The organism is Paenibacillus sp. UNC496MF, from assembly GCF_900113915.1.
GTDB classification, from domain to species: domain Bacteria; phylum Bacillota; class Bacilli; order Paenibacillales; family Paenibacillaceae; genus Paenibacillus_Z; species Paenibacillus_Z artemisiicola.
In genome coordinates this window covers 233,866-256,976 of record NZ_FORE01000006.1, presented here as the reverse complement: position 1 = coordinate 256,976, position 23,111 = coordinate 233,866, and the positions used below count along the sequence as shown (strand labels likewise).

19 protein-coding genes are annotated in these 23,111 nt (G+C 66.5%); 15 read left to right on the top strand and 4 right to left on the bottom strand.

Annotation, left to right across the window (positions count from 1 at the left end; all coding sequences use genetic code 11):
• Positions 1-24: 24 nt before the first annotated feature.
• From BMZ79_RS09740 to BMZ79_RS09730, 3 genes are all read left to right on the top strand, one after another.
• The gene (locus BMZ79_RS09740; protein WP_090639204.1) at positions 25-3,372 is read left to right on the top strand and encodes an FAD-dependent oxidoreductase; all 3,348 of its coding nucleotides are present in this window, start codon (positions 25-27) and stop codon (positions 3,370-3,372) included.
• A 139-nt stretch (positions 3,373-3,511) separates the two neighbouring features.
• Positions 3,512-5,008, top strand: a complete 1,497-nt coding sequence (locus tag BMZ79_RS09735; RefSeq protein WP_090639200.1) for an FGGY-family carbohydrate kinase — start codon at positions 3,512-3,514, stop codon at positions 5,006-5,008.
• Positions 5,009-5,316: 308 nt separating this feature from the next.
• Positions 5,317-5,727, top strand: coding sequence for a hypothetical protein (locus BMZ79_RS09730; protein WP_090639198.1), 411 nt, complete (start codon positions 5,317-5,319; stop codon positions 5,725-5,727).
• Positions 5,728-5,900: 173 nt separating this feature from the next.
• Here BMZ79_RS09730 and BMZ79_RS09725 read toward each other — a convergent pair whose 3' ends face one another.
• Positions 5,901-6,854 (bottom strand): alpha/beta hydrolase, encoded by a 954-nt coding sequence (locus BMZ79_RS09725; RefSeq protein ID WP_090639196.1) that lies wholly within the window; start codon positions 6,852-6,854, stop codon positions 5,901-5,903.
• A gap of 153 nt (positions 6,855-7,007) precedes the next feature.
• Here BMZ79_RS09725 and BMZ79_RS09720 point away from each other — a divergent pair, with 153 nt between their 5' ends.
• Positions 7,008-7,538 (top strand): hypothetical protein, encoded by a 531-nt coding sequence (locus BMZ79_RS09720; protein WP_090639193.1) that lies wholly within the window; start codon positions 7,008-7,010, stop codon positions 7,536-7,538.
• Between the two features lie 80 nt (positions 7,539-7,618).
• On the opposite strand, the gene BMZ79_RS09715 is transcribed toward BMZ79_RS09720, so the two are convergent.
• Together BMZ79_RS09715 and mscL are read right to left on the bottom strand one after the other, a co-directional pair.
• A complete protein-coding gene (locus BMZ79_RS09715) occupies positions 7,619-8,302 on the bottom strand; it encodes an NUDIX hydrolase (protein ID WP_256252634.1) in 684 nt (227 codons plus the stop codon).
• Between the two features lie 2 nt (positions 8,303-8,304).
• Complete coding sequence (gene mscL, locus BMZ79_RS09710; protein WP_177222078.1) at positions 8,305-8,799, bottom strand: large conductance mechanosensitive channel protein MscL; 495 nt, start codon at positions 8,797-8,799, stop codon at positions 8,305-8,307.
• A 172-nt stretch (positions 8,800-8,971) separates the two neighbouring features.
• Between mscL and BMZ79_RS09705 the strand changes: the two genes are divergently transcribed.
• The 3 genes from BMZ79_RS09705 to BMZ79_RS09695 all read left to right on the top strand — a co-directional run bounded on the left by BMZ79_RS09705 (position 8,972) and on the right by BMZ79_RS09695 (position 13,217).
• Complete coding sequence (locus BMZ79_RS09705; protein ID WP_218154677.1) at positions 8,972-10,774, top strand: ATP-binding protein; 1,803 nt, start codon at positions 8,972-8,974, stop codon at positions 10,772-10,774.
• Positions 10,775-11,013: 239 nt separating this feature from the next.
• Positions 11,014-12,168 (top strand): DNA alkylation repair protein, encoded by a 1,155-nt coding sequence (locus tag BMZ79_RS09700; protein WP_090639186.1) that lies wholly within the window; start codon positions 11,014-11,016, stop codon positions 12,166-12,168.
• Complete coding sequence (locus tag BMZ79_RS09695) at positions 12,165-13,217, top strand: FUSC family protein (RefSeq protein WP_090639184.1); 1,053 nt, start codon at positions 12,165-12,167, stop codon at positions 13,215-13,217. The genes BMZ79_RS09700 and BMZ79_RS09695 overlap by 4 nt, the downstream gene beginning before the upstream one ends.
• Before the next feature lie 252 nt (positions 13,218-13,469).
• Here the strand turns inward: BMZ79_RS09695 and BMZ79_RS09690 are convergent, their stop codons facing one another.
• Complete coding sequence (locus BMZ79_RS09690; RefSeq protein WP_090639180.1) at positions 13,470-14,309, bottom strand: phytanoyl-CoA dioxygenase family protein; 840 nt, start codon at positions 14,307-14,309, stop codon at positions 13,470-13,472.
• 463 nt (positions 14,310-14,772) lie between these two features.
• Between BMZ79_RS09690 and BMZ79_RS09685 the strand changes: the two genes are divergently transcribed.
• From BMZ79_RS09685 to BMZ79_RS09650, 8 genes are all read left to right on the top strand, one after another.
• Complete coding sequence (locus tag BMZ79_RS09685; RefSeq protein ID WP_177222076.1) at positions 14,773-16,803, top strand: ABC transporter substrate-binding protein; 2,031 nt, start codon at positions 14,773-14,775, stop codon at positions 16,801-16,803.
• Positions 16,804-16,891: 88 nt separating this feature from the next.
• Positions 16,892-17,890, top strand: coding sequence for an ABC transporter permease (locus BMZ79_RS09680; RefSeq protein ID WP_090639177.1), 999 nt, complete (start codon positions 16,892-16,894; stop codon positions 17,888-17,890).
• Positions 17,887-19,053: an ABC transporter permease gene (locus tag BMZ79_RS09675; protein ID WP_256252633.1), complete on the top strand. Its 1,167-nt coding sequence runs from the start codon at positions 17,887-17,889 to the stop codon at positions 19,051-19,053. The genes BMZ79_RS09680 and BMZ79_RS09675 overlap by 4 nt, the downstream gene beginning before the upstream one ends.
• Before the next feature lie 12 nt (positions 19,054-19,065).
• The gene (locus tag BMZ79_RS09670) at positions 19,066-20,139 is read left to right on the top strand and encodes an ABC transporter ATP-binding protein (RefSeq protein ID WP_090639175.1); all 1,074 of its coding nucleotides are present in this window, start codon (positions 19,066-19,068) and stop codon (positions 20,137-20,139) included.
• A gap of 35 nt (positions 20,140-20,174) precedes the next feature.
• On the top strand, positions 20,175-21,200 hold the full coding sequence (locus BMZ79_RS09665) for an ABC transporter ATP-binding protein (protein WP_090640136.1): 1,026 nt from the start codon (positions 20,175-20,177) through the stop codon (positions 21,198-21,200).
• Positions 21,197-21,508, top strand: coding sequence for a hypothetical protein (locus BMZ79_RS09660; RefSeq protein WP_090639173.1), 312 nt, complete (start codon positions 21,197-21,199; stop codon positions 21,506-21,508). Before BMZ79_RS09665 ends, BMZ79_RS09660 begins: the two co-directional genes overlap by 4 nt.
• A gap of 5 nt (positions 21,509-21,513) precedes the next feature.
• Positions 21,514-21,987 carry a hypothetical protein gene (locus tag BMZ79_RS09655; protein WP_090639170.1) on the top strand — a complete coding sequence of 158 codons (474 nt, stop codon included), beginning with the start codon at positions 21,514-21,516 and terminating at the stop codon, positions 21,985-21,987.
• A gap of 24 nt (positions 21,988-22,011) precedes the next feature.
• Positions 22,012-23,061 (top strand): substrate-binding domain-containing protein, encoded by a 1,050-nt coding sequence (locus BMZ79_RS09650; RefSeq protein WP_090639168.1) that lies wholly within the window; start codon positions 22,012-22,014, stop codon positions 23,059-23,061.
• Positions 23,062-23,111: the final 50 nt, after the last annotated feature.

Below are 23,111 nucleotides of genomic sequence, written 5' to 3'. Positions count from 1 at the left end.
AGGCACGCGGGAGGAGCGATACGGATGAACAAGCTGAACATCTTGCGCGCGGCGGTGCCGGTGCTGGACGAGGCCGACGCGGCCGTCGTCGGCGGTTCCCTCGCCGGCATCGCCTGCGCGCTGGAGCTGGCCGCGGCGGGGAAGCGCGTCTGGCTCGTCGAGCCGCGGACCTATATGGGCCGCGAGCTGACGGCGACGATGCGGCCGTGGCTCGCGGCGCCGGAAGCCGGCGCTCCGGTGCCGGCGCTGCTGGCGCGCGTGCTGGAGGCGCAGCGGCAGGCGGGCGGCGCGGAGCGGCTCGAGGCGGCGTCCGTGCGCGGCGTCGACGCGCCGCTGCACCCGGACGCGCTGAAGCGGAGTCTGGAAGATCTGCTGGAAGCGGCGGGCGTGAGATTCCTGTACGCGTCCCTGCCCGTGGAGATCGCGCGCCGGAACGGGCGCGCGTCGGGCATCGTCGTCGCGAACAAGTCCGGGCGCCAGCTTATCGCGGCGCCGCTCGTCGTCGACGCGACCGAGACGGCGCTCTGCGCCGCGCTCGCCGGCGAAGACGTCTCCGGCTATGCGCCCGGAGCGGAAGCGCGGTACAGGCGGACGCTGGAATTCGTCGGCGTCGACGAGGACGCTTGGTCCGGCGGGCTGCCCGCGGAGCTGGCGGCGCCGGCCGGGATCGGCATCGACGGCGGCGCGGTCCGGCTGCGGCCGGGCTATCGCGGCCCTGGCCACGTCTACGCCGAGTTCGCGCTGACCCTGCCGAGCGCGAACGCGCTGGACGCGGCGCGGGCGCGCGAGCTGGAGGCGCGCCGCCGGGGCATGCGGCTCGCCGTGCACCTGCTGCAGCGCGAGCCGGCGTTCGCGAAGGCCGTGCTGAGCGCGGCCTCGCACGAGCTGCACGGCCCGTTCCCGCTCGGCGAGCGGGCGGGCGGCGACGCCGGCGCGGATCCGGCGGCGGCCGCCACGGCGCTGCCGGGCGTCTGGTCGCTGTGCCGCGCGGCGTATCGCTTCGGCGGCGCGGCGGTGCTCGAGCCGGCCGGCGCGGCCGCGGCCGGCGAGCGGCTCGGCCGCCTGCTGGCGGCCGGCGGCGCGGAGGCCGCATGGCCGGGCGAGGCCAGCGGCGGCGCCGATGCGCGGCCGAACGCTTACGCCGGCGAGCCCGGTACTGGCGCCGATGCGCGGCCGGGCGATTCGGCCGGCGAGCCCGGCGGCGGCAGCGCATCGGCGCCGGGTATGCGCGGCGCCACGGATGCACCGGGCGCCGCGCACGCGGCTTCCGGCACGGAATCCGCGGCTTCGGCCGCTGCCGGAACGCTGCCATGGACCGTCCGCATCCCGACCCTCGGGAGCGGCGATACGCTCTACCCGATGGCGGACGTCCCCGCCTCGGACGTCCCCGTCGTCGCCGACGTCGACGTGCTCGTCGCGGGCGGCGGGTCGAGCGGCGCCTGCGCGTCGTTCACGGCGGCGGGCGAAGGCGCGCGCACCGCGCTGATCGACCTCAATCCCGGCCTAGGCGGGACGGGCACGTTCGGCGGCGTGGACAGCTACTGGTTCGGCCGCAGGGCCGGCTACGCCGCGCGCATTCACGACGCCGTGACGGCGCTGCAGCGGGAGCTGCGCTACAAGGGGCACAAGTGGAACATCGAAGCGAAGATGCACGCGCTGCTGGAAGAAGCGGCGGGCCGCGGCGTCATGCTGTTCCTGAACGCGATCGCGTTCGGCGCCGTCATGGAAGGCAGCCGCCTCGCCGGCGCGGTCGTCGCGACCCGCTGGGGACCGGCCGCCATCGCGGCGCGGGCTTCCGTCGACGCGACCGGCGACGGCGACCTCGCGGCGTTCGCCGGCGCGGGCTACGTGTACGGCTCGGAGCGGGACCATACGGTCATGTGGTACTCGCTCGCGCAGTATGCGGCGCCGGACAAGATCCAAAACAATTTCACGAGCATGGTCGACGTCTCGAACGCGCTCGATTACACGCGCGCCATTCTGGCGGGCCGCCGGCGCGGTGCGGCCGACGTCCACGACCACGGCACGTACGTCGCGACGCGCGAGAGCCGGCACGTCAAAGGCGACGTCGTGATGAAGCTGTCGGACCAGCTGCTGCACCGGCGCTGGCCGGACGCGATCAACGTCCACTTCAGCAATCACGACGTGAAGGGCGTCAGCGGGGCGGATTGGGTCAATATCGGCCTGATCCCGCCGAACCTGGACATCGAGATTCCGTACCGCATGCTGCTGCCCGAAGGGCTGGACGGCCTGCTCGTCGCGGGCAAGGCCGTCTCGGCGACGCACGACGCGCTGCCGGCGATCCGCATGCAGGCGGATCTCGAGAACCTCGGCGCGGCGGCGGCCCTCGCCGCCGTGCAGGCGGTCCGCGCGGGCGTGCAGCCGCGCGGCATCGACCTGCGGCCGCTGCAGCTTCGCCTGGAGGCCGAGGGGCTGCTGCCGGCCGGCACCGCCGACCGGACGCTCCGCCCGCGCGCCTGCGACGACGCGGACCTCGAGCGGCTCGTCGCCTCCATCGAAGCCGAGCAGCCGCTTTACGATTATTCCAACATGCGGATGAACGAGGTCCGGACGGAACCGATTCCGTTCGTCGAGATCGTCTCGGCCGGCCCGCGGATCGTGCCGTTCCTGGAGCGGGCGCTCTCGCGCGCGGACGGCCTGCGGCGGATCCATCTGGCGCAGGCGCTGGCCATGATCGGTTCCAACGCCGGCGTGCCGGCGCTGCTCGACGCGGTCCTGCGCGACTTAGCCGGCGGCGCGCTGCCGCGGCGGACGGCGGACATCATGTACGTGCAGCTGCCGCCGGATCACGGCGCGATGCCCGACGCGGCCTACCTGCTCTATTCGCTGGCGCAGGCGAAGGACGCACGGAGCATCGAGGCCTGGAACCGGGTCGCGGCGCTGCTGGATCCCGCCGAGGACGATTTCAAGGATTCGCTGCTGGGGCTCTATTATTACGTCGACGCCGTCTGCCAGGGCGCGGAGCGGCTTGGCGACCCGCGCGCGATCCCGGCGCTTGCGGCGATTCGCCGCGTGCCGCTGCTGCGGGATCAGCAATCCCGGCAAGGGTACCAGCCGGATTACTTCCCGGAGCGCCGGGCGATGCTGGAGTTGGCGATCGGCCGCGCGCTGGCCGCCTGCGGCAGCCGGGAAGGCTACGAGGTGTTGATCGGCTATCTGTCCGACGCGCGTTCGCTGCTGGCCCGCCAAGCGCTGCTGCTGCTGCGCCGGCTGAGCGGACGGACGTATCCGGCGGAGCCGGCGCGCTGGACGGCGTGGCTGGCCGAGGCCGAAGCCGGGGACGGCTTGACGCCGCGGCCGTACGACCTTCGGCTGGACGTCGAGACGGACAGCGCGCGGCTTTTGCGTTGAGACTTTATCATGCAGGACATTCAAGCAGGGACATTCACGCCGGCCGGCACGGCCGATGCCGGCGTTGGCGACAATGTGCGGGACGAACCGGCTTCGGATGCGAATGCCGGTTCGCTTGCGATCAGGGGAGGGAAGCGGCATGCTGCTGGCCATCGACGTCGGCACCACGAATCTGAAAGCGGGGCTGTTCCGCGAGGACGGCTCGTCCGTCGCGCAGGCGGAGCGGCCCAACGCCAAGGCGGCCGGTCCCGCCGGGACGGTCGCTTACGACCCCGAGCGGCTGTGGGAAGCGGCCGCCGGTCTGATCCGCGACGTGACGGCGGCCGCCGGCTCGCCCCGCGTGCGGACGGTCGGCCTCACGAGCATGGCGGAGAGCGGGCTGTTGCTGGATCCGCGGAGCGGCCGGGCGCGGACGCCGATCTTGCCGTGGTTCGAGACCTGCTCGCTCGCGCAGGCGGAGCGGGTAAGAGGGGAGATCGACGCGAAGGCGCATTTCCGCCAAACCGGCCTGCACGCGTCGTTCAAATACGGCCTGCCGAAGCTGCTCTGGATGCGGGACCATTGTCCGGACGCGTTCGACGGGAGCGGCGTCTGGCTGTCGATCTCCGCGTACCTCGCCTACCGCCTGACGGGCGCGATCGCCGAGGACGAGACGCTCGCGGCCCGGACGTTCGCGTACCGGATCGACCGCCGCGAATGGGACGAGCCGTTCCTCCGCCACTTCGGCTTCGGGCCGGAGCGCTTCCCCCGCGTCGTGCCGCCCGGCAGCGCCGTCGGCACGGTCTTGCCGGGCGTCGCGCCGCGGCTCGGGCTGGACGAGGGCGCGGCCGTCTGCCTGGCGGGCCACGATCATGTCGCCGCTTCGCTCGTCTGCTCGGCGGACGGGGACGGCGTCTACAATTCCATGGGCACGGCGGAAACGCTGGTCGGCTCGATTCCCGCCCGCGCGCTGGACGACGCCGACTACGCCTCCGGGCTGTCGTTCGGGCGCCACGCGTTCCCGGACCGGATGTTCTGGATGGGCGGCCATTCGACCTCGGGGGGCTCCGTGGAGTGGCTTCGCGACGTTATCGGGGACGGCGGCCTCCCGTACGCGGCGATCATGGAGCTGCTGGAAGGGACGGCGCCCGGACCGACGGGCATTCTCTACTTTCCTTACCTCGCCGGCAGCGGGGCGCCGCGGATCGACCCGGCGGCCAAGGCCGCGTTCGTCGGCTTGACGGCGAAGCACGGCCGGGCGGAGCTGCTCAAGGCGGCGCTGGAGGGCAACGCCTACCAGCTGGAATTCATGCGCCGCGAGGCGGAGCGGGTCGGGGGAAGCCCGATCCGCGGGATGAACGTCGTCGGCGGAGGCGCGAAGAACGGCGTCTGGCTGCAGATCAAAGCCGACGTGTCGGGCATCGCCCTGACGGTGCCGGGCGCCGCCGAGGCGACGCTGCTCGGCGCGGCGCTGGCCGCCGGCGTCGGTTCGGGCGTCTACGGCTCGTTCCGGGAAGCGGCCGCCGCGGCGCGCCGGCCGGCAAGCCGGCGGTACGAGCCGGATCCGGGGCGCCATGCCCGATACGCGCGGCTGTTCGAGCACGGGTACATGGCGCTGCTCGGCCCGCTGTCGGCCTATTACAAGGGCCTGCCGTAATCGGTATAATCGGCTAAAATGCCCGGCCGTCCGGCCGCCCGCGGGTCTTCCGCGGGCGGCTTTTCGTTTGCCGGTACGCGCGGCCTCCGGCAGCATTTCGCGGGGGTCGCCGGGTGCGACGGCGTTCCGCTCCCGCCCGGAAGCCGCGGTTTCCGGCCGCTTCGGCGGCGGGACGGTTGCCGGGCCAGGCGCGCGCCCCCGCGAATTTCCTGCGCTGCAGCTTGTGCGCTTGGCATTGGCATCTTGTCTTATTCAAGGATGTCCCCCTTCACATAGAGTAAATTAGCTCTCGAGAAGGAGGAATTACAATGTCCGCCAAGTTTAAAGTGAAGAACGTCAAGGCCGTCCGCACGAAGTCGAAGTCCGCCCGCAAAGCGAAGGTGTCCAACGAAATGGTGGGTGGCGTCAGCATGAGCCACGGCTGCTGCAACCGCCGCGACGGCGCCGTCGAAGGCATCCAGGAGGCAGGCGCGGATCTGAGCGATCTGTTCTGCCAGCTGAAAAACCCGGTCGTTGCCGCTAAGCTCGTCCGCGCCATCCGCTGCAGAAACCGCAAGATCGTCGAAGAATTGATCGGCGCGAACTGCCAAGTCGTCTGTTTCTTCCACCAAGGCCGTTTCTCCTGCGTCCGCATCGCGTGCACGTTCGGCAACTGCTGCGACGTCCGCATTTCGTTCGACATCTGCGTGTCCCAAGGCAACTGCCACAACGTATTCTAATTCTCCTCTCGATCCTCCGGTCAGGCCGGAATGTCCCGGGAAGGTCCGCAAGGACGCTTCCCGGGACGTTTTGGCGCGCAACGCGGCAAGGCCGTTCCCGCCAACCGGCGACGGAACGGCCTATTCGCGATTCGTCGTCTGGATTCAACCTCGTACGGAGCCCTGCCGTCCGGTCAAGCCTCCGGCGCCTGCAGCCATGCATTGGCGAGCAGGAGCGCGCCGCGCGCCGCGGCGGTGCCGGCCAGCTCGTTCAGCATGACGAAGTCGTGGATGATGCCCTGGAAGCGGACAGCCGTCACGCGCACGCCGGCCTCCCGGAGCTTCGCGGCGTACGCTTCGCCCTCGTCGCGCAGCACGTCGGCTTCGCCCGTGATGACGAGCGCCGGGGGCAGGCCCTTCAGCTGCTCGACCGTCGCCCGCAGCGGCGACGCCGTGATCTGCGCCCGCTGCTCCGGATCGGTCGTGTATTGGTCCCAGAACCACTGCATCCCTTCGCGGCTGAGAAAATACCCTTTCGCGAACCGCTCGTAGGACGGCGTATCGAACGACGCGTCCGTGACGGGATAGAACAGCAGCTGCTTGGCGATCTTCGGGCCGCCGCGCTCCTTGGCCATCAGCGTCACGGCCGCGGTCATGTTGCCGCCGACGCTGTCGCCGGCGACGGCGAGCCGGTCCGGATCGGCCCCGAGCTCGTCCGCATGCTCGGCGGTCCACCGGAGCACCGCGTAGATTTCCTCGATCGCGGCCGGGTATTTATGCTCGGGCGAGAGGCCGTATTCGGGAAAGACGACGACCGACCGCGCGCCGTCCGCCAGCTCGCGGATCAGCCGGTCGTGCGTATGCGCGTTGCCGAACACCCAGCCCGCGCCGTGAACGTAGACGACGACCGGCAGCGTTCCTTCGGCCCCCTTCGGCTTCAGGATCGTCACCGGCACGCTGCCGCCCGAACCGTTCGGCACGAGACGCTTCTCCATCCGCACGTCCGGCTTGTCGGCCGGGCTCGTCTGCACCTCGTCCACCTGCTTGCGGCCCTTCTCCGGGCCGAGCTCGTACAGGAACGGCGGATTCGCCGTCTTCTCCGCGAATTGCCGCGCTTCCTTCTCCAAAATCACGTCGTTGCCTTGCATGTCGATCGTACTCCCTTCCTTGCTGGAATGCGTGCCGTTCTTGTCTTAATACACGGCAGGGGCAATTGCGAAACCGGCGCGGGAGAGGCGAACCGATGCCGGGCCCCCGGCATATGCTGATGACCAGAACGCTTGCAAAGGGAGGGGACAGGTATGCCGCTCATTCCGAATTTCCCGCAGTCGCTGCTCGAAGAGCATATGCGCTGGCATCATGCGAACCATTACGACGACTTCTCGCAGCTTCCCCCGGGCTACGGACAGAGCTTCCTCAATTTCCACCGGCAGTTCATTAATAAGGTCTACCAATGGTACGGCACGACCGGCTACGACCCGCGGGCGATCGCAGGCTGGCAGAGCGTCCCGGAAGCGATCCGCAACACGGCCTGCTACAACCGCGCGGCGGAGGCCCGCGTGCTGAACAATCCGCAGTCGTTCGCGTCGGCGGACCAGCTGGGGATCTTCCTCGAGGCGTCGAGCCTGCACGGGTGCATTCATCAGGAGTCCGCCCGCCTCTTCGGCGAGCCCGCGCTCAACGACTTCGACGAGGCGCCGCGGACGACGATGTTCTATAACATCCACGGCATGATCGATCAGTGGTACCGCAACTGGGAGCGCGCGGCCGGAGTCGCCCGGGAAGCAGGCAAACCGTCTTCCGGCGCGGCCCGCAAACGGAACCGGCGCTAGTTCCGGCGCGGCCGCCTTCCGGGCAGCGCGAAAAGGACCGCGAATGCTCGCGGTCCTTCTTGGCGTGCCAGGGCTGCCGCTCACAGACGGAGCAGCAGGTCGCGGAACACGCCGCTGTAATAGGCGGCCGGCCGCGGCACGAAGCTCGCGGCTTCGACGTCCGTCTCCGCGTCCTCCGGCGCGCCGTCCGCGCCGAGGCGGAAGCCGGACGCGCGCACCCGGTCCGTCCGGTTCTCGAACAGCGCGATCATGGCCTCCAGCTCCGCCTCGTAGACGCCGGCTACCTCCTCGCGCTGCAGCGTGAGCGCGGAAAGCGGCTCCCCGTAGACGAAGCCGTACACGCCGCTGATCTCGCGGTCGACGAAGGCGAGGCCCTTCGCGGTGCCGGCCGCTTCCTTGCGGGCTTCGCCGAGCGGGATCAGCGCTTCGAACGGAATGGCGGCGCCGAGCTCCTCCTCGATCTCCCGCGCCGCGTCCCGCATCGTCTCGCCGGCGGCCAGATGGCCCGCCGCCGTAATGTCGAACAGGCCGGGGAACGTGTCCTTGCCCGCCGACCGCTGCTGGAACAGGACGAGCTTCCGGTCGCCGTCGCGCCGCGCCAGCCAGCAGTGGATGGACCGGTGCCAGAGGCCCCGGGCATGCACCTCGCTCCGCGGCGCGGTGCCGAGATGGACGCCGTGCTCGTCGTAGATATCGAACCGTTCCTCTTCGCCGGCCGGACCGGCTTCGCCGCGCGGGGCCCGCGCATCCCGTTCCATGTCCATCGTCAGGACAAGCCTCCCTCAAGCTCGGGCTCGACCTCGAGATGGGACGTGCAGTGCGAGCAGCGCGTCGCCTTGATCGGGATTTTGGACAGGCAGTACGGGCAGTTCTTGTCCGTCGGCTCGGACGGAGCGGCCGGGTCGGGCTGGCCGAGGCGGCGCAGCGCGTTCGCGCCCTTGACGATCATGAAGATACAGAAGGCGACGATCGCGAAGTCCAGGATGACGTTGAGGAAATTGCCGTAGGCGATGACCGTGACCGATTCTTTCTGCGCATCGGCGAGCGTCGTCGGATGCTTGTCCAGCTTCGATATCTGAATGAATTGGTCGACCAGGTTGACGCTGCCAAGCAGCCGGCTGATCGGCGGCATGATGATGTCGTTCACCAGCGAGGTGACGATCTTGCCGAAGGCGCCGCCGATGATGACCCCGACCGCGAGATCGAGCACGTTGCCGCGGACGGCGAATTCCTTGAACTCTTTCAATATTTTTTTGATCATGATTCCACTCCTTCCACTTGTCTTATTATAGCGGACGGCGCGGCCGCATCAAGCCCGAATTCCCGGTTCCGGGACCCGCGCGCAAAAGCGTGTCGCGAAAAAAAGGTTTTTCTGGAAATCTGTCGAAATGGAGGACGTAACCACTACTTCGGACTATTGGAGAAACGTCATGATGGAACCTTGGATTGGCGATAAATGGATGATGCTCCTGCTCGCGCTGGCGATCCATTTATTCGCGTCGATGACCATTTATAGCATGATCGGCCAGCTCAAGCGGGTGCGGGCCATGCATCCGTACTGGCTGCTGAGCGGCGCGCTCGTCTACGCGCTCGGCCTGTGGGTCAGCCATTTCATCATCCTGCTGACGTCGGATTCGATGATCGCCATCGACTGGACGAGCGCGGTCAAGCTCTTCGGCATCATGGCCTGCACGTACGGCGCGTTCCGGCTGCTGGGCTCCCGGGCGTCGTACGCCGTCCGGCTGTCCGGCGGCAGCCTGCTCATGGCGCTCGGCGCGAATCTCGTGCTGTACACGGCGCTGCTCGGCAACCAGGCGGAATCGTTCCGCGTCGATCCGAGCTTCGTGCTGTTCACGTTCCTCTTCGGCTTCGTCGGCACGGCCGGCTCGCTCTACCTGTTCGACCGCAAAGCCGGTTCGCCGCTGGTGCCCGGCCTGCTGCTCGGCCTGACGGACATGGTCATGGAGCTGTTCGGGCTCGGCACGGTCACGAGCGTCGACGCCGACTACGTCCTGACCGCCGACCGGCTCAACGATTACATGCAGCTGCTGTCCATCGTGCTCGGCCTCGCGACGCTCGTCATCTTCGCGTTCAGCCTGGTCGCGCGCTACGTGGACCGCCGGTACACGTCCATCAACGAGCGCTACAAGCTGCTCGTCGAGAATTCCATCGACATGATCGCCGTCATCCGCGACGAGCATTGGGAATACATCAACCGCTCCGGCATGCGCATGTTCGAGGCCGAGAGCGGCCGCGACCTGATCGGCCGCAGCATCTACCTGCACCTGCAGCCGAAGTTCCACGCGCCGATGCGGCAGCTGCTGCAGACGCCGCGGCCGAAGGAACGGCAGTCGCCGATCGAGATGGACTGGTTCACCGCGCAGGGCGGGACGCTGCATACGGAGGTCATCGAATCGGTCACGAAGCTGTCGGGGCAGCCGGTCACGCAGGTGATCATCCGGGACATCTCGGAGCGGAAGAAGAACGAGGAGCTGCTGATCAATTCCGAGAAGCTGTACGTCGCCGGGCAGCTCGCCGCGGGCATCGCCCACGAGATCCGCAATCCGCTGACGTCGCTCAAGGGCTTCCTGCAGCTGATCGCTTCCGGCCGGAGCAGCAAGAACTACTACGACATCATGAAATCGGAGCTGACCCGCATCGAGTCGATCGTCAGCGAGCTGCTTATGCTGTCCAAGCCGCAGATCTACGACCTGTCGCATCAGGACATCCGCGTGCTGATCGCGGATACGATTACTTTGCTGGAGGCGCAGGCGATCCTGCACGACATCGTGATCGAGGCGAATCTCGGCGACGAGCCGCTGTGGGTGCACGGCGTGGAAAACCAGCTCAAGCAGGTGTTCATCAACGTGATCAAAAACGCGATCGAGGTCATGCTGGACGGCGGCAGCATCGACGTCGCCTGCATGCGCGACGCGGGCGGGCGCATCGTCGTGCGGATCGCGGACCGGGGACCCGGCATCCCGGAGGACCAGCTGGCGAAGATCGGGCAGCCGTTCTATACGACGAAGGAGAAGGGCACGGGTCTCGGCCTCATGGTGACGTACAAGATCGTGGACAACCACCAAGGGAGCGTCGTGGTCAACAGCCGCGTCGGGGAAGGCACGACGTTCGACATCCTGCTGCCGTACCAGGCGCCGCCGGGCGCCGAGGAGTCGGGCCGGGGCAAGGTCATTTCGCTGCACCGGTACCGCGAAGACAACGAAAGCGCGTCTTAGTCCGCTACAAGTCGTTCCGTTCGCCAAATCCGGCGGCCGGTTTTCGCTGCCAACGGCGGGGGAAGCCGGCCGTTTTCGCGCGCGGAGGCAGCGGCGGCGAACGGCTTCGGCGCGGACGGGAACGAAAGACCGGTGGGGCGGAAGGCGCGTAAACGGCGTATAGGGAGGAAAGGGAACGCGCGCTTTTTTATCTTCGCCCGCGGATCGTCTATAATAGCGGAAGGAGGCGAGAGAAGAACATGCCCGAACCGTTGAAAGGGATGTATGATCTGCCGTTTCTCCGGCAGTTCGCGGCGATCGTGTCGTCCGCTTGGCCGGCCTTCCCCGGGGAGGACTTCGTCCGGCGCGCGACCGCCGCGGGCTGGGAGGAGCTGGAGCTGAAGGGCCGCATGCGGCGGATTACGACGTCGCTCGGGGAGACGCTGCCCCCGAAGTATCCGGAAGCGCTGGACGTGCTGCTGTCCGTCTGCGACCGGTGCGGCGGATTTCCTTATTTGTTTTTTCCCGATTTCGTCGAAACGTACGGCCTGGATGACTGGGAGCGGTCGATGGCCGCGCTGGAGCGCTTCACGGTCCAATCCTCGGCGGAGTTCGCGATCCGGCCGTTCATCCTGCGGGAGCCCGAACGGACGATGGCGCGGATGGCGGAGTGGTCCCGCCACGGCAACGAGCACGTCCGCCGGCTGGCCAGCGAAGGCTGCCGGCCACGCCTGCCGTGGGGGCGGGCGCTGCCTCTATTCAAGCGCGACCCGTCGCCGATCCTGCCGATTCTGGAGCAATTGAAGGCCGATCCGTCCCTGTACGTGCGCAAGAGCGTGGCGAACAACCTGAACGACGTCGCCAAGGACCATCCGGACGTCGTCAAGGCGATCGCGGCGCGGTGGATGGGCCGGAATCCGCTGACCGACTGGATCGTCCGGCGGGGCTGCCGCTCGCTCGTCGGCGCCGCCGATCCGGAGGCGCTGGCGCTGTTCGGCTACGAGGGAACGGCCGCCGCGGACTTGGTCGCGGCCGCCGAGCTCGAGGCGCCGCATCCCGAAGCGGAGCTCGGGGGCAGCACGGAGCTGCGATACGCGCTGCGGCTGAAGGACGAGGGAGCGGGGCCGGTCCGGCTGCGGCTGGAGCTGGGCGTCGGCTACGTGAAGTCCGGCGGCAAAGTATCGGAGAAGCGCTTCCTGCTCGGCGACAAGCGCGCGATGCCCGGCGCGGGCATCCAAGGCGCGAAGCGGATCGACTGGAAGGACCTGTCGACGCGCAAGCATTACGCGGGGCCGCACCGGCTGGCGCTGCTCGTGAACGGCGCGGCCGTCGCGGAGACGTCCGTCCTGCTGCGGGACGGGGCGCAAGCGGCGCGGGCAACCGGCGCCGCCCCGGCAAGGAGCGATGACGCATGACGATCGGAGCGCGCGTGGTCAAGACCGGCCTGGCCGTGGCGCTGGCCGTGTACGTCAGCACGCTGCTGGGCTTCCCGTCGCCGATTATTTCCGCGGTCGCCGCGATCTTCACGATCCAGCCGTCGATCTCGCGTTCCTGGCAGCAGGTGGTGGAGCAGGTGCAGACGAACGTGCTCGGCGCCGTGCTCGCGCTGGCCGCGGTCCGGCTGTTCGGGCAGACGCCGATCGCCCTCGGCATGGTGTGCATCATCGTCATTCTCGTCTGCATCCGGCTGCGGATGGAAAGCGCCGTCGGCCTGACGCTCGTTACGGTGGTCGCCGTCATGGAGGCCAACAACCAGGCGGGCTGGCAGTTCGCGGTCGAGCGGCTGCTCATGGTGCTGACGGGGATGGCCGCGGCGTTCGTGGTGAACATCCTCGTGCTCCCGCCGCGGCCGCGCAAGCAGTTCATCGCGCAGGTGCACGACGCGCACGACCAGCTGTCGCTGCTGCTGCGCATGGCGATCTCGAACGAGATGAAGGAGAGCGTCCACCGCGACGAGAAGGAGAAGCTGCAGGGCAAGCTGCGCAAGCTCGACGAGGCGCACCGGCTGTTCGAGGAGGAGCGGCCGCTGATGCCGAACCGCAAGCAGGCGAACGCGCGGCAGCTGATTCTGTCCAGGCACATGATCAAGGCGCTGCACAAAGGCGTGGACCTGCTGGAGGCGGTGGAGGAGCACTACTTCGCCGTCTCGGGGTCGGAGGCGTGGGCGCAGCGGTTCGACCAGCAGATCGAGGAGCTGTCGAAGTACCACGAGCATCTGCTGCTCAAGCTCGAAGGGAAGATGAAGGCGAACGCCGCCATCGAGCCGGAGGAGGAGCGGGAGGGCCGGCTGATCGCGCAGCTGAGCGATTATTTGCACCGGAATCCCGAGGAATACAAGCGGCTCGTCTTCGTCGCGTCGACGATGCTGGAATACGCTTACCATCTGCGCCGGCTCGACCGCGTCGCGGACCAGGTCCAGCAGCGCCGGGAGGCGGAGGCGGCGGAAGCGCAGCGACCCGTTTAGCGGCAGCCAAACGGCAGCAAACGGCGGCCAGCCGCAGCCAAACGGCAGCCAAACGGCAGCCAAACGACAGCCAAACGACAGCCCAATAGCAGCCTTTTCGCCGCCTTGGCGCACGCCGAGGCAGGGCCGAACGGCCTGCCGACCGCGCATTGCGCGGTTTTTTTATGCCGTACGAAGGGCAGCAGCCCTCGCCCGGCTGCGCCTCCGACGAACGGAAGAGCCCGCCATGAATGGCGGGCTCTTGTCGCAGGCTTAGCCGGCCGATTCCCGGGCTGGCGCGGTATAGACGAGCGGGAAGTCGTCGCCGGTCAGCAGCTCGCCCGGCTTCACCCGCACGTAATCGTGCATCGGATGATCGGCGCGCGGCTCGTAGCGGATATGGCCGGGCATGTAGTGGACCGCGATCGCGCGGCGCTTCAGCTCGGACCGGTTGTGCGGGCTGCCGTGCCAGGTCAGGCTGTGGTGATACCCGACCTGGCCCTTTTTGATTTCGAACGGGACGGCTTCGACGACCGCGCCCGGCGGCAGCAGCTCCGGTTGTTTATGATAGGGCTTGAACGCCTTGTCGCTCGCCAGATGCTTCTGGTGGTTGCCCCATTTATGGCTGCCCGGCACCATCCACATGCAGCCGTTCTCGATGACCGCGTCGTCGAGCGCCACCCAAGCGCTGACGAGGTCGGCCGGCTGGATGATCGGCCACAGCGGGTGATCCTGGTGCCAGCCCGTCGGGCCTCCGGACACGGGCGGTTTGTACTGAATCTGGTCATGCCACACGCGAAGTTCGCTCGTGCGGCAGAGCTGGGCGACTTCTTCGCAGATGCGGGGATTGGCCGCGTGCTGGAGGAAAGCGTCGCTGGCCATCCAAATATTCACGATCTGGACGACCCGATCGTTCACGGTCATTTTCATGTTGTCGTACAGCGTGCCCCCGCCCAGCATGTTGTGATTCAAGACGGGCTTCTTGACCGTTCTGCCTTCCATGACGTCGTCCAGCTCCCGGCGAAGCATCTCCACTTCGTCCTCGTCAAGCACGATCTCCCCTTTAAGAAATCCGCTGCGGTCGAACTCTTCGATCTGGCTTTGCGTCAGCATGCGCGCTGCACCTCACAGGTTTGAATTTGGCCGTACTCTCGATTCCAGCATACTAAGCTTTCGCCCGGATGTATTTAGCAGAATGCCAGGCAGTTTTGCGATTTTCCCATATCGCGAAGTCGAATCGGACCTTATTCTGTCGAACGCGACGAAATCTGGGAAAAACGCAAATAAACCTTCTTTTTTTCTAAATACAAGCGAGGGGCGCGTTAGTATGATGAAAGCGCAATCATCCTTGCGATGGAACAACGCCTCAGGAGACCATTACGGGAACGCGCCGGGGAGGCGCGTCCGAAAAAGGGGAGGGTTCGTCGGTTCGTTCGGTTTCCCCCGGTCGCTCCGCAACTATGCGCAAACCTATATATATACGCGGAACGGTCGTCCGTCATCACGGTTGTAAGCGATTGCCATGACGAATGGAAAAGCCGGTAGGTCAGCCAAATTTTACGGTCGGAGGATGCCTATGAGAAAAAAGAAGCACAGGTCGCTCGCGCTATTGTGCGCGGTCGCGCTGATTCTGTCCGCCGCCTTGAGCGCGTGCGACAGCGGCGGCGGCGGAGGCGCCGAAATCGGAGCCATTAACGATACGGCCAAGGAAGGCGACGCCGCGGGCAACGCCGGCGGCACGAACGCGAAAGCCGACAACGCGAAGCCGGAGAACGACGCCGATGCCGCGGCGCCGGCGGATGAAGGCGCGGCGCCGGCGGAAGACGTCAAGCTGACCGACTTCAAGCAGTCGCCGGCGCTGGACAGCTTCGCGGTCGCGCTGAAGGACCGCCTGCCCGAGGACTACAAAATCACGAACGAAATGCCCGGCAGCCTGCTGAAGTACGAGGTCGGCACGTACGGCGGCACGCTTCGCACGGTGACGTCGGTCGTCGACTGGGACGCGGACGTCTTCATCATGAACGACGAGGCGCTGCTGAACACGCCGGGCCTGCTCGGCGAAGAGGTCACGGGCAACGTCCTGAAGAGCTACGAGATGAGCAGCGACGAGAAGAGCTTCACGTTCCACATGCGCAAGGGCCTCAAGTGGTCGGACGGCCAGCCGGTGACGACCGAGGACGTCCGGTTCGCCGTCGAGGACGTGCTGCAGAACAAGGAGCTGACGCCGATCTTCCCCGCGTGGCTCAATGCCGGCGGCGATCCGAACGGCAAGCCGTTCGTATTCGAGCTGATCGACGAATACACCTTCAAGCTCAGCTTCGACCAGCCGTACGGCGGCTTCCTGCTCAGCCTGGCGGTCCAAGGCTGGCGCGGGTATACCGATCTGCTGAAGCCGGCGCATTTTCTGAAGAATTACCACACCAAGTACACGGAGCTCGCCAAGCTGGAGCCGGCGATCAAGAAGGCCGGATTCAAGAAGGGCGAGTGGGTGAATCTGTTCAATGAGATGGACGTCACGAACTGGGAGCTCACGAAGCCAAGAGCCATCGGCTTCCCGGTGCTCTACCCGTGGATGCTGACGAAGAAGACGAACACGACGGCGACCTTCGAGCGCAACCCGTATTACTTCAAGGTCGATTCCGCGGGCAACCAGCTTCCGTACATCGATAAAATCCAAAGCACGCTCGTTCAGGACATCGAGATGGTCACGCTGAAGACGATCGCCGGCGAAGTCGACTTCTCCCGCGAATCGGCTTCCCTGGTCAAGATGCCCCTGTACCGCGAGAACGAGAGCAAAGGCTTCAAGGCGATGCTCAGCAATCTTCACGTGTCGCCGACGGACATCTTCCTGAATCTGAGCAGCAGCGACAAGAACTGGGCGCAGGTCGTGAACGACGTGCGGTTCCGCAAGGCGCTCAGCCTCGCGCTCGACCGCGACGAGATCATCGACTCCATCTACTACGGGTTCGCGGAGAAGAACACTTGGCAGGACTCCACGTACAGCGTGGACGAAGCCAACAAGCTGCTCGACGAGATGGGGCTGAAGAAGGGCGCCGACGGTTTCCGCGTCGGACCGGACGGCAAGAAATTCACGATTCCGATCGAGGTCGGCGCGCAGGCGCCCGATATCGTGCCGATGACCGAGCTCGTCGTCGAGATGTGGAAGCAGCTCGGCCTCGACGTCACGATGAAGAAGATCGACGGCACGCTGTGGGGCAAGCGCAACGAGGCGAACGACCTGAAGGCGACCATTATCTGGGCGGCCGATCCGATGTGGTACTACGGCGATTGGGGTCAGGGCATCTGGGGTCCGGCCTGGAACCTGTACAATTCCTCCGGGGGCAAGAAGGGCGTCAAGCCGCCGGCCGACGTCGCCGCGTTCTACCAGAGCCTGGCGAAGGCGAACGTCGCCAATCCGAAGGACGCCAAGGCGATCGTCGACAATGAGATCAAAAAAGCGCTCGGCGACCAGTTCTACTTCATCGTTCCGCTTCAGAACGTCAAGCAGCCGCTGATCGTGAACGCCAAGCTGCATAACGTCGGCAACGAGAACGCGCTCGCGGTCGCGACCGATTACGCCGGCGAGCAGCTGTTCTTCGGCAAGTAAGCCTTGGCTCGGCATCGCCCAGGACCATCGGCAGCTTCTCTGCCGCCTGGGCGTTGCCGTTTGGGATATTCCCGAGAGGAGGGAGCGCATGCTCAATTACATCGGCTACCGGGTGCTGCAGCTGATTCCGCTGCTGATCGCGATCAGCATCATCGTGTTCTTCATCATCCAGCTGCCGCCCGGCGATTTTCTGTCCACGTACATCCAGCAGCTGGAGCTGTCCGGCACGAAGGTCGACGCCGGCACGATTCTCAATCTGCAGCGGCAGTACGGGCTGGATCAGCCGTTCATCGTCCAATACCTCATCTGGATCAAGAACATCGTCGTGAACGGCGACCTGGGCCGCTCGTTCCAGTGGAACCAGCCGGTATCCGAGGTGCTCGGCGGCCGGCTGATGCTGACGATGGTCATCTCCGTCGTCTCGCTGATCTTCGTCTGGATCGTCGCGATTCCGATCGGCATCTATTCCGCCGTGCGGCAGTATTCGATTCTCGATTACGTGTTCACGTTCATCGGCTTCATCGGGCTCGCCGTTCCCGGCTTCCTGATCGCCCTGGTCGTCTTGTATTTCGTGTTCGCCACGACGGGCGTCTCGCTAAGCGGCCTGTTCTCGCCGGAATACGTGGACGCGCCGTGGAGCATGGCGAAGGTGATGGATATGCTGCCGCGGCTGGTGCTGCCCGTCGTCATCATCGGCATGTCCGGCACGGCGGGCCTGATCCGCGTCATGCGGGGCATGCTGCTCGACGAGCTCTCGAAGCAATACGTCATCACCGCCCGCGCCAAAGGGGTCGAGAGCAAGAAGCTGCTGTTCAAATATCCGGTCCGCATGGCGATCAATCCGCTCATCAGCACCATCGGGTGGACGCTGCCCGCGCTCATCTCCGGAGAAGCGATCGTGTCCATCGTCATGAATTTGCCGACGACCGGGCCCGTGCTGCTGCGGGCGCTCATGTTCCAGGATATGTACCTCGCGGGGAGCTTCCTGCTGATCGTGAGCGTGCTGACCGTCATCGGCACGCTGATATCCGACATTCTGCTCGCGTGGCTGGATCCGCGCATCCGGTTTGGAGGGGTTGCCGATTGAATACCGCCGTACCGACGAAAGCGGAGAAGAAACGATGGTTCCGCCTCGGCAAAGTCCCGAAGACGGCCGAGCCGGACGAGGCGTACGAGGTCGCTTCCCAGTGGAAGCTGATGTGGTGGAAATTCAAGAAGCACCGCATCGCCATGGCCGCGGCCGTCGTGCTCGTCCTGTTCTACCTGTCCGCGCTGTTCTGCGAATTCCTGTCGCCGCATCTGCCGCTCGACCGGTATACCGCCTATAAGAACGCGCCGCCGCAGGCGATCCATTTCTACAGCAAGGAATCCGGCTTCAGCCTGCGTCCGTTCGTCTACGACATGAAAATGAGCGTCAACCAGGAGACGTTCCTCCGGACGTTCCAGCCCGATACGTCCAAGAAGTATTACCTCCACTTCTTCGTCAAGGGACGGGAATATACGATGTGGGGGCTGTTCAAGACGGACATCCACCTCTTCGGGACGAAGGACATCCGCGCCCCGCTGTTTCTCGCCGGAACGGACGATCTCGGGCGCGACTTGCTGTCCCGGATGATCTACGGCGGCCGGATCTCGCTCTCCTTCGGGGTGCTGGGCATCGTGCTGACGCTGATCCTCGGGCTGCTGCTCGGCGGCCTGTCGGGCTATCTCGGGGGCGTGACCGACACGATCGTGCAGCGGACGATCGACCTGCTGATCTGCATTCCGACCATTCCGTTATGGATGGCGCTGTCCGCCGCGCTGCCGCGGGACTGGTCCGCGCTGGAGATCTACTTCGGCATGGTCATCATCTTCTCGATCATCGGCTGGACGGGGCTGGCGCGCGTCGTGCGGGGCAAAATCCTGTCGCTGCGGGAAGAGGACTTCACGATGGCGGCGCGGCTCGCCGGCGCGAGCGACCTGCGGATCATCCGCAAGCATCTGCTGCCGTCGTTCGCCAGCTACACGATCGTGACGGTGACGCTGTCCATCCCGGCGACGATTCTCGGCGAGACGGCGCTCAGCTTCCTCGGGATCGGCCTGGCCCCGCCGGTCGTCAGCTGGGGCGTGCTGCTGCAGGATTCGCAAAACCTCGAGACGCTGGCCCACCATCCTTGGCTGCTCTGGCCGGCGGCGCTGATCGTCGTGACCGTGTTGATGTTCAATTTCTTGGGAGACGGGCTCCGCGACGCGGCCGATCCCTACAAATAAGGAGGCCGTGCGATGAGCATCGAGCTGCCGAACCGGCCGCTGGCCGGCTCGATCGAGGACGACGACGTCATTTTGCAGGCGACCGGCCTGAAGGTGCATTTCCATTTGGACGAAGGCAGGCTCAAATCCGTTGACGGCGTGGACCTGCTCATCCGCAAGGGCAAAACGCTGGGCATCGTCGGCGAGAGCGGCTGCGGCAAGAGCGTGACGTCGCAGGCGCTGCTGCGGATCGTGCCGAAGCCGGGCCGCGTGGAGGGGGAAATTCTGCTCAAGCGCGGGGGCGGCGAGACGAAGGCGGAGGTCGTCGATCTGGCGAAGCTGGACGGGGACGGCAAGGAGATCCGGAGCGTCCGGGGCGGGGAGATCGCGATGATCTTCCAGGAGCCGATGAAGGCGTTCTCGCCGATCCACACGGTCGGCAACCAGATCATGGAGGCCATCCTGCTGCACCGGACGAACGACAAGAAGGAGGCGCGGGAGATCGCGCTCGAGACGCTCGCCAGCGTCGGCATGTCGAACCCGCGGCAGCGGCTGGACGAATATCCCCACCAGCTGTCCGGCGGCATGCGCCAGCGCGCGATGATCGCCATGGCGCTCGCCTCGCATCCGAAGATCCTGATCGCGGACGAACCGACGACGGCGCTGGACGTGACCGTGCAGGCCCAGGTGCTGATGCTGATCAACCGGCTGAAGGAGAAGCTCGGCACGTCGGTCGTCTTCATCACGCACGATCTCGGCGTCATCGCGGAAATGTCCGACGAGGTGGCGGTCATGTATCTCGGCAAAGTCGTCGAATACACGGACGTCGATACGCTGTTCTACGGCCCGCGCCATCCGTACACGAAGGCGCTGCTGCATTCGATTCCGTCCGTCGCGCACCGGAACGCGCGGCTCGAATCGATCGAAGGCTCGGTGCCGTACCCGATGAACCTTCCGGCGGGCTGCGGGTTCTACTCCCGCTGCCCGAAGGCGCAGGCGGGGGCGTGCAACGTCGCGGACATTCCGCTGATCAAGGTGAAAGACAATCATTACGTGCGCTGTCTGTTCGCCGAAGACGATACGACCGGAGGAGGTGCGGGACAATGAGCGTGCGCGAAGCCGATCTCGGAGGCCGAGCCAACATGGGGGCCGGGCAAGGCGACGTCATTTTAAACGTCCAATCGTTGAAAAAATATTTCCCGATCCGGAAAGGCTTTCTCCAGCGGACGGAAGGCTACGTCAAGGCGGTCGACGACGTGAGCTTCTATATCCGCGAAGGCGAGACGTTCGGGCTCGTCGGCGAATCCGGCTGCGGCAAGACGACGCTCGGCCGCTGCGTGCTGCGGGCCATCGAGCCGACGGAAGGGACGACGCTGTTCAAGGACCGGGAAGGCCGCGTCAGCGACCTCAACGGCCTGGACAACAAGCAGATGCGCAAGCTTCGCCGGGACATCCAGCTGATCTTCCAGGATCCCTATTCGTCCCTCAATCCCCGGATGACCGTGTACAACATCGTGGCGGAGCCGCTGATCTGCAACGGGCTCGCGCACGGCGAAGAGCTGCGGAGCCGGGTCCGCCAGCTCATCGAGCTGGTCGGGCTGAACAGCCGCCACATGGACCGGTATCCGCACGCGTTCAGCGGCGGCCAGCGCCAGCGGATCGGCATCGCCCGCGCGCTCGCGACGAATCCGCGGTTCGTCGTCTGCGACGAGGCGGTCAGCGCGCTGGACGTGTCCGTTCAGGCCCAGATCTTGAACCTGCTGCAGGATTTGCAGCGGCAGCTCGACCTTAGCTACTTGTTCATCTCGCACGACTTGGGCGTCATCCAGCATATCTCCGACCGCGTCGGCGTCATGTACGTCGGGCGGATGGTGGAGACGGGGCGGACCGCGGAGCTGTTCCGGCGGCCGCGCCATCCGTATACGGAGGCGCTGCTGTCCGCCAAGCCGGTGCCGGATCCGCGCCGGAAATCCGAGCGGATCGTGCTGCAGGGCGAGGTCGCCAATCCCGCGAAACCGCCGTCGGGCTGTTATTTTCACCCGCGCTGCCCGTACGCGCAGGAGACGTGCAGGCTTCAGAAGCCGGAATGGCGAAGAGTCGGCGAGGATCATTTCGTCGCCTGCCACCTCGCCGACGAATTGACGCTGCAGGGAGCGCTCGAATTATGAGCCCCCTCCTCGGCGCGATCCTGCTCTACGTCGCGGCGTTGATCGGCTTCCTGCTCGGCACGGCGGCGTTCGTCCGCTTCGCGGTCAATCGCCTGATCGGGCAGAAGCACCGGCTGCTGGAAGAAATCTTGGACACCGGCAAGCTGCCGCAGGCGTGGACGGACGGGGCGGCTCGGCCCGCGGACGCGGAGAAGCGGGTCAGGCGGCTGGCGGCTTACGTCCGCAAGACGCGGCTGGTCGACGGCGAAGAGACCCGCGCGCTGCTGCTGGCCAGGCTGGAGCAAGCCGGAACGTCCGGAAAGGAATAGCGCGCATGGATCCTTATCTGAGACAAGAGAAGCGCAGGGCCAGCGCCGGCTTTCTGTCCTGGCTGCTCGTCCTCGCGCCGTCGCTGCTCGCCCTGTTCCTATGGTTGTCGCTGCAGCGGGCGATCGAGATCGCGCTCGTCGCGGGCGGCGTCAGCACGTGGTCGTGGAGCGCGATCAAGTCGTTCGCGTTCATCGGCTTCGGCCTGGCGTGGCTGGCCGGCGTCTTCTTGATGCAGCATCTGCTGTACCGGAGCGCGCTCCGCGGCAGGCTGTCCGACCGGATCCTGCAGCTGCTCGCGCTGCTGCTGGGGCTGCTGGCGTGCAGCCAGGCGATCCGCTATCCGCTCGGCGCCGAGGAAGCCACCTTCCGCTCGCTGCTTCCGGTCGTCCTGGAGGCGGCGGCGGCCGTCCTGCTGTACGCGGGCTCCCGCATCGCCCGCGCGCGGCGGGCGGCCCGATCGGACCCGGCGGATCGTTAGCTTCGAGAAGATGAGGAGGACCCGATGGGAGAAGTGCCGCACTACCTGACGATCAAACGAGACATTCAACGGCTGATCCGCGACGGGCAGCTCCTTCCCCACGTGCTGCTGCCGGGACGCTGGAAGCTCACGGAGCAATACGGCTGCAGCTGGGCGACGGTCAACCGCGCCATCCAGGAGTTGATTCTCGAAGGCATGCTGTACGCCGAGAAGGGGAAGGGGACGTTCGTCAGCCCCGCGGCTCCCGGGCGGGCGGGCCCCGTCCGTACGCTGTCCGTCCTGCTGTGCAGCTTTACCGAGAGCGTCTACCATTCCGTGCTGAAATTGATGCAGGGCATTCACGAGGCGGCAGGCGAAAGCGGCGTGCACGCGGAATTTACCGGCATGCGGGAACCGGGGCGGCTCCATGACCTGGGCGGACTCGACGGCCGGATCGTCATCACGCCGGGGGCGGCGGATTATCCCGAGCTGGCCAAGTCCGTCTCGCGCGGAGAGCGGTTCGTCGTGCTCGGCTCCGAATTCCGCGAGCCCGGCGGGCGGTGGGTCAGCTCCGATACGCGGGAAGGGACGCGCCGGGCGGTCGGGCAGCTGCTCGCCGCCGGACACCGCCGCATCCTGCTGTTCGGGCTGCGGCGCGGCATGGCCAACTACGAGCAGAAGGCGCGCGGCTACGAGCTGGCCCTGACCGAATACGGCCTGAAGCCCGACGCGGACTGGATGGTGCACCGCCCCGAGAAGCCGGCGGACGCCGAAGCGCTGCTCGGCCGCTGGATGGGCGGACATCCCGCGTGCAGCGCCGTGTTCGCCGCGGATTACACGTCGGGCTTGGCCGTGCTCGGGTGGGCGATGAAGGCCGGCGTCCGCATTCCGCGGGATCTCTCGCTGTTCGTCATGGGGGAGGTGGATTCGTCGCCGTATCTGGTCGTGCCGCCGAGCAGCGTGGTGCAGCCGTTCGCGGAGATGGGCAGGCAGGCAGTCCGGATGGCGCTCGGCGACGACGACGATCCGTGGGCGCTGCTGCCTTGCCGGATCATTAATCGCCAATCGGTCCAGCCGCCCTCCGGCCGCGGTTAGAGAAGGCGCGGGAGAGCGTCGGAGGACGGGCCGCCGTCCGGGCGATGAAA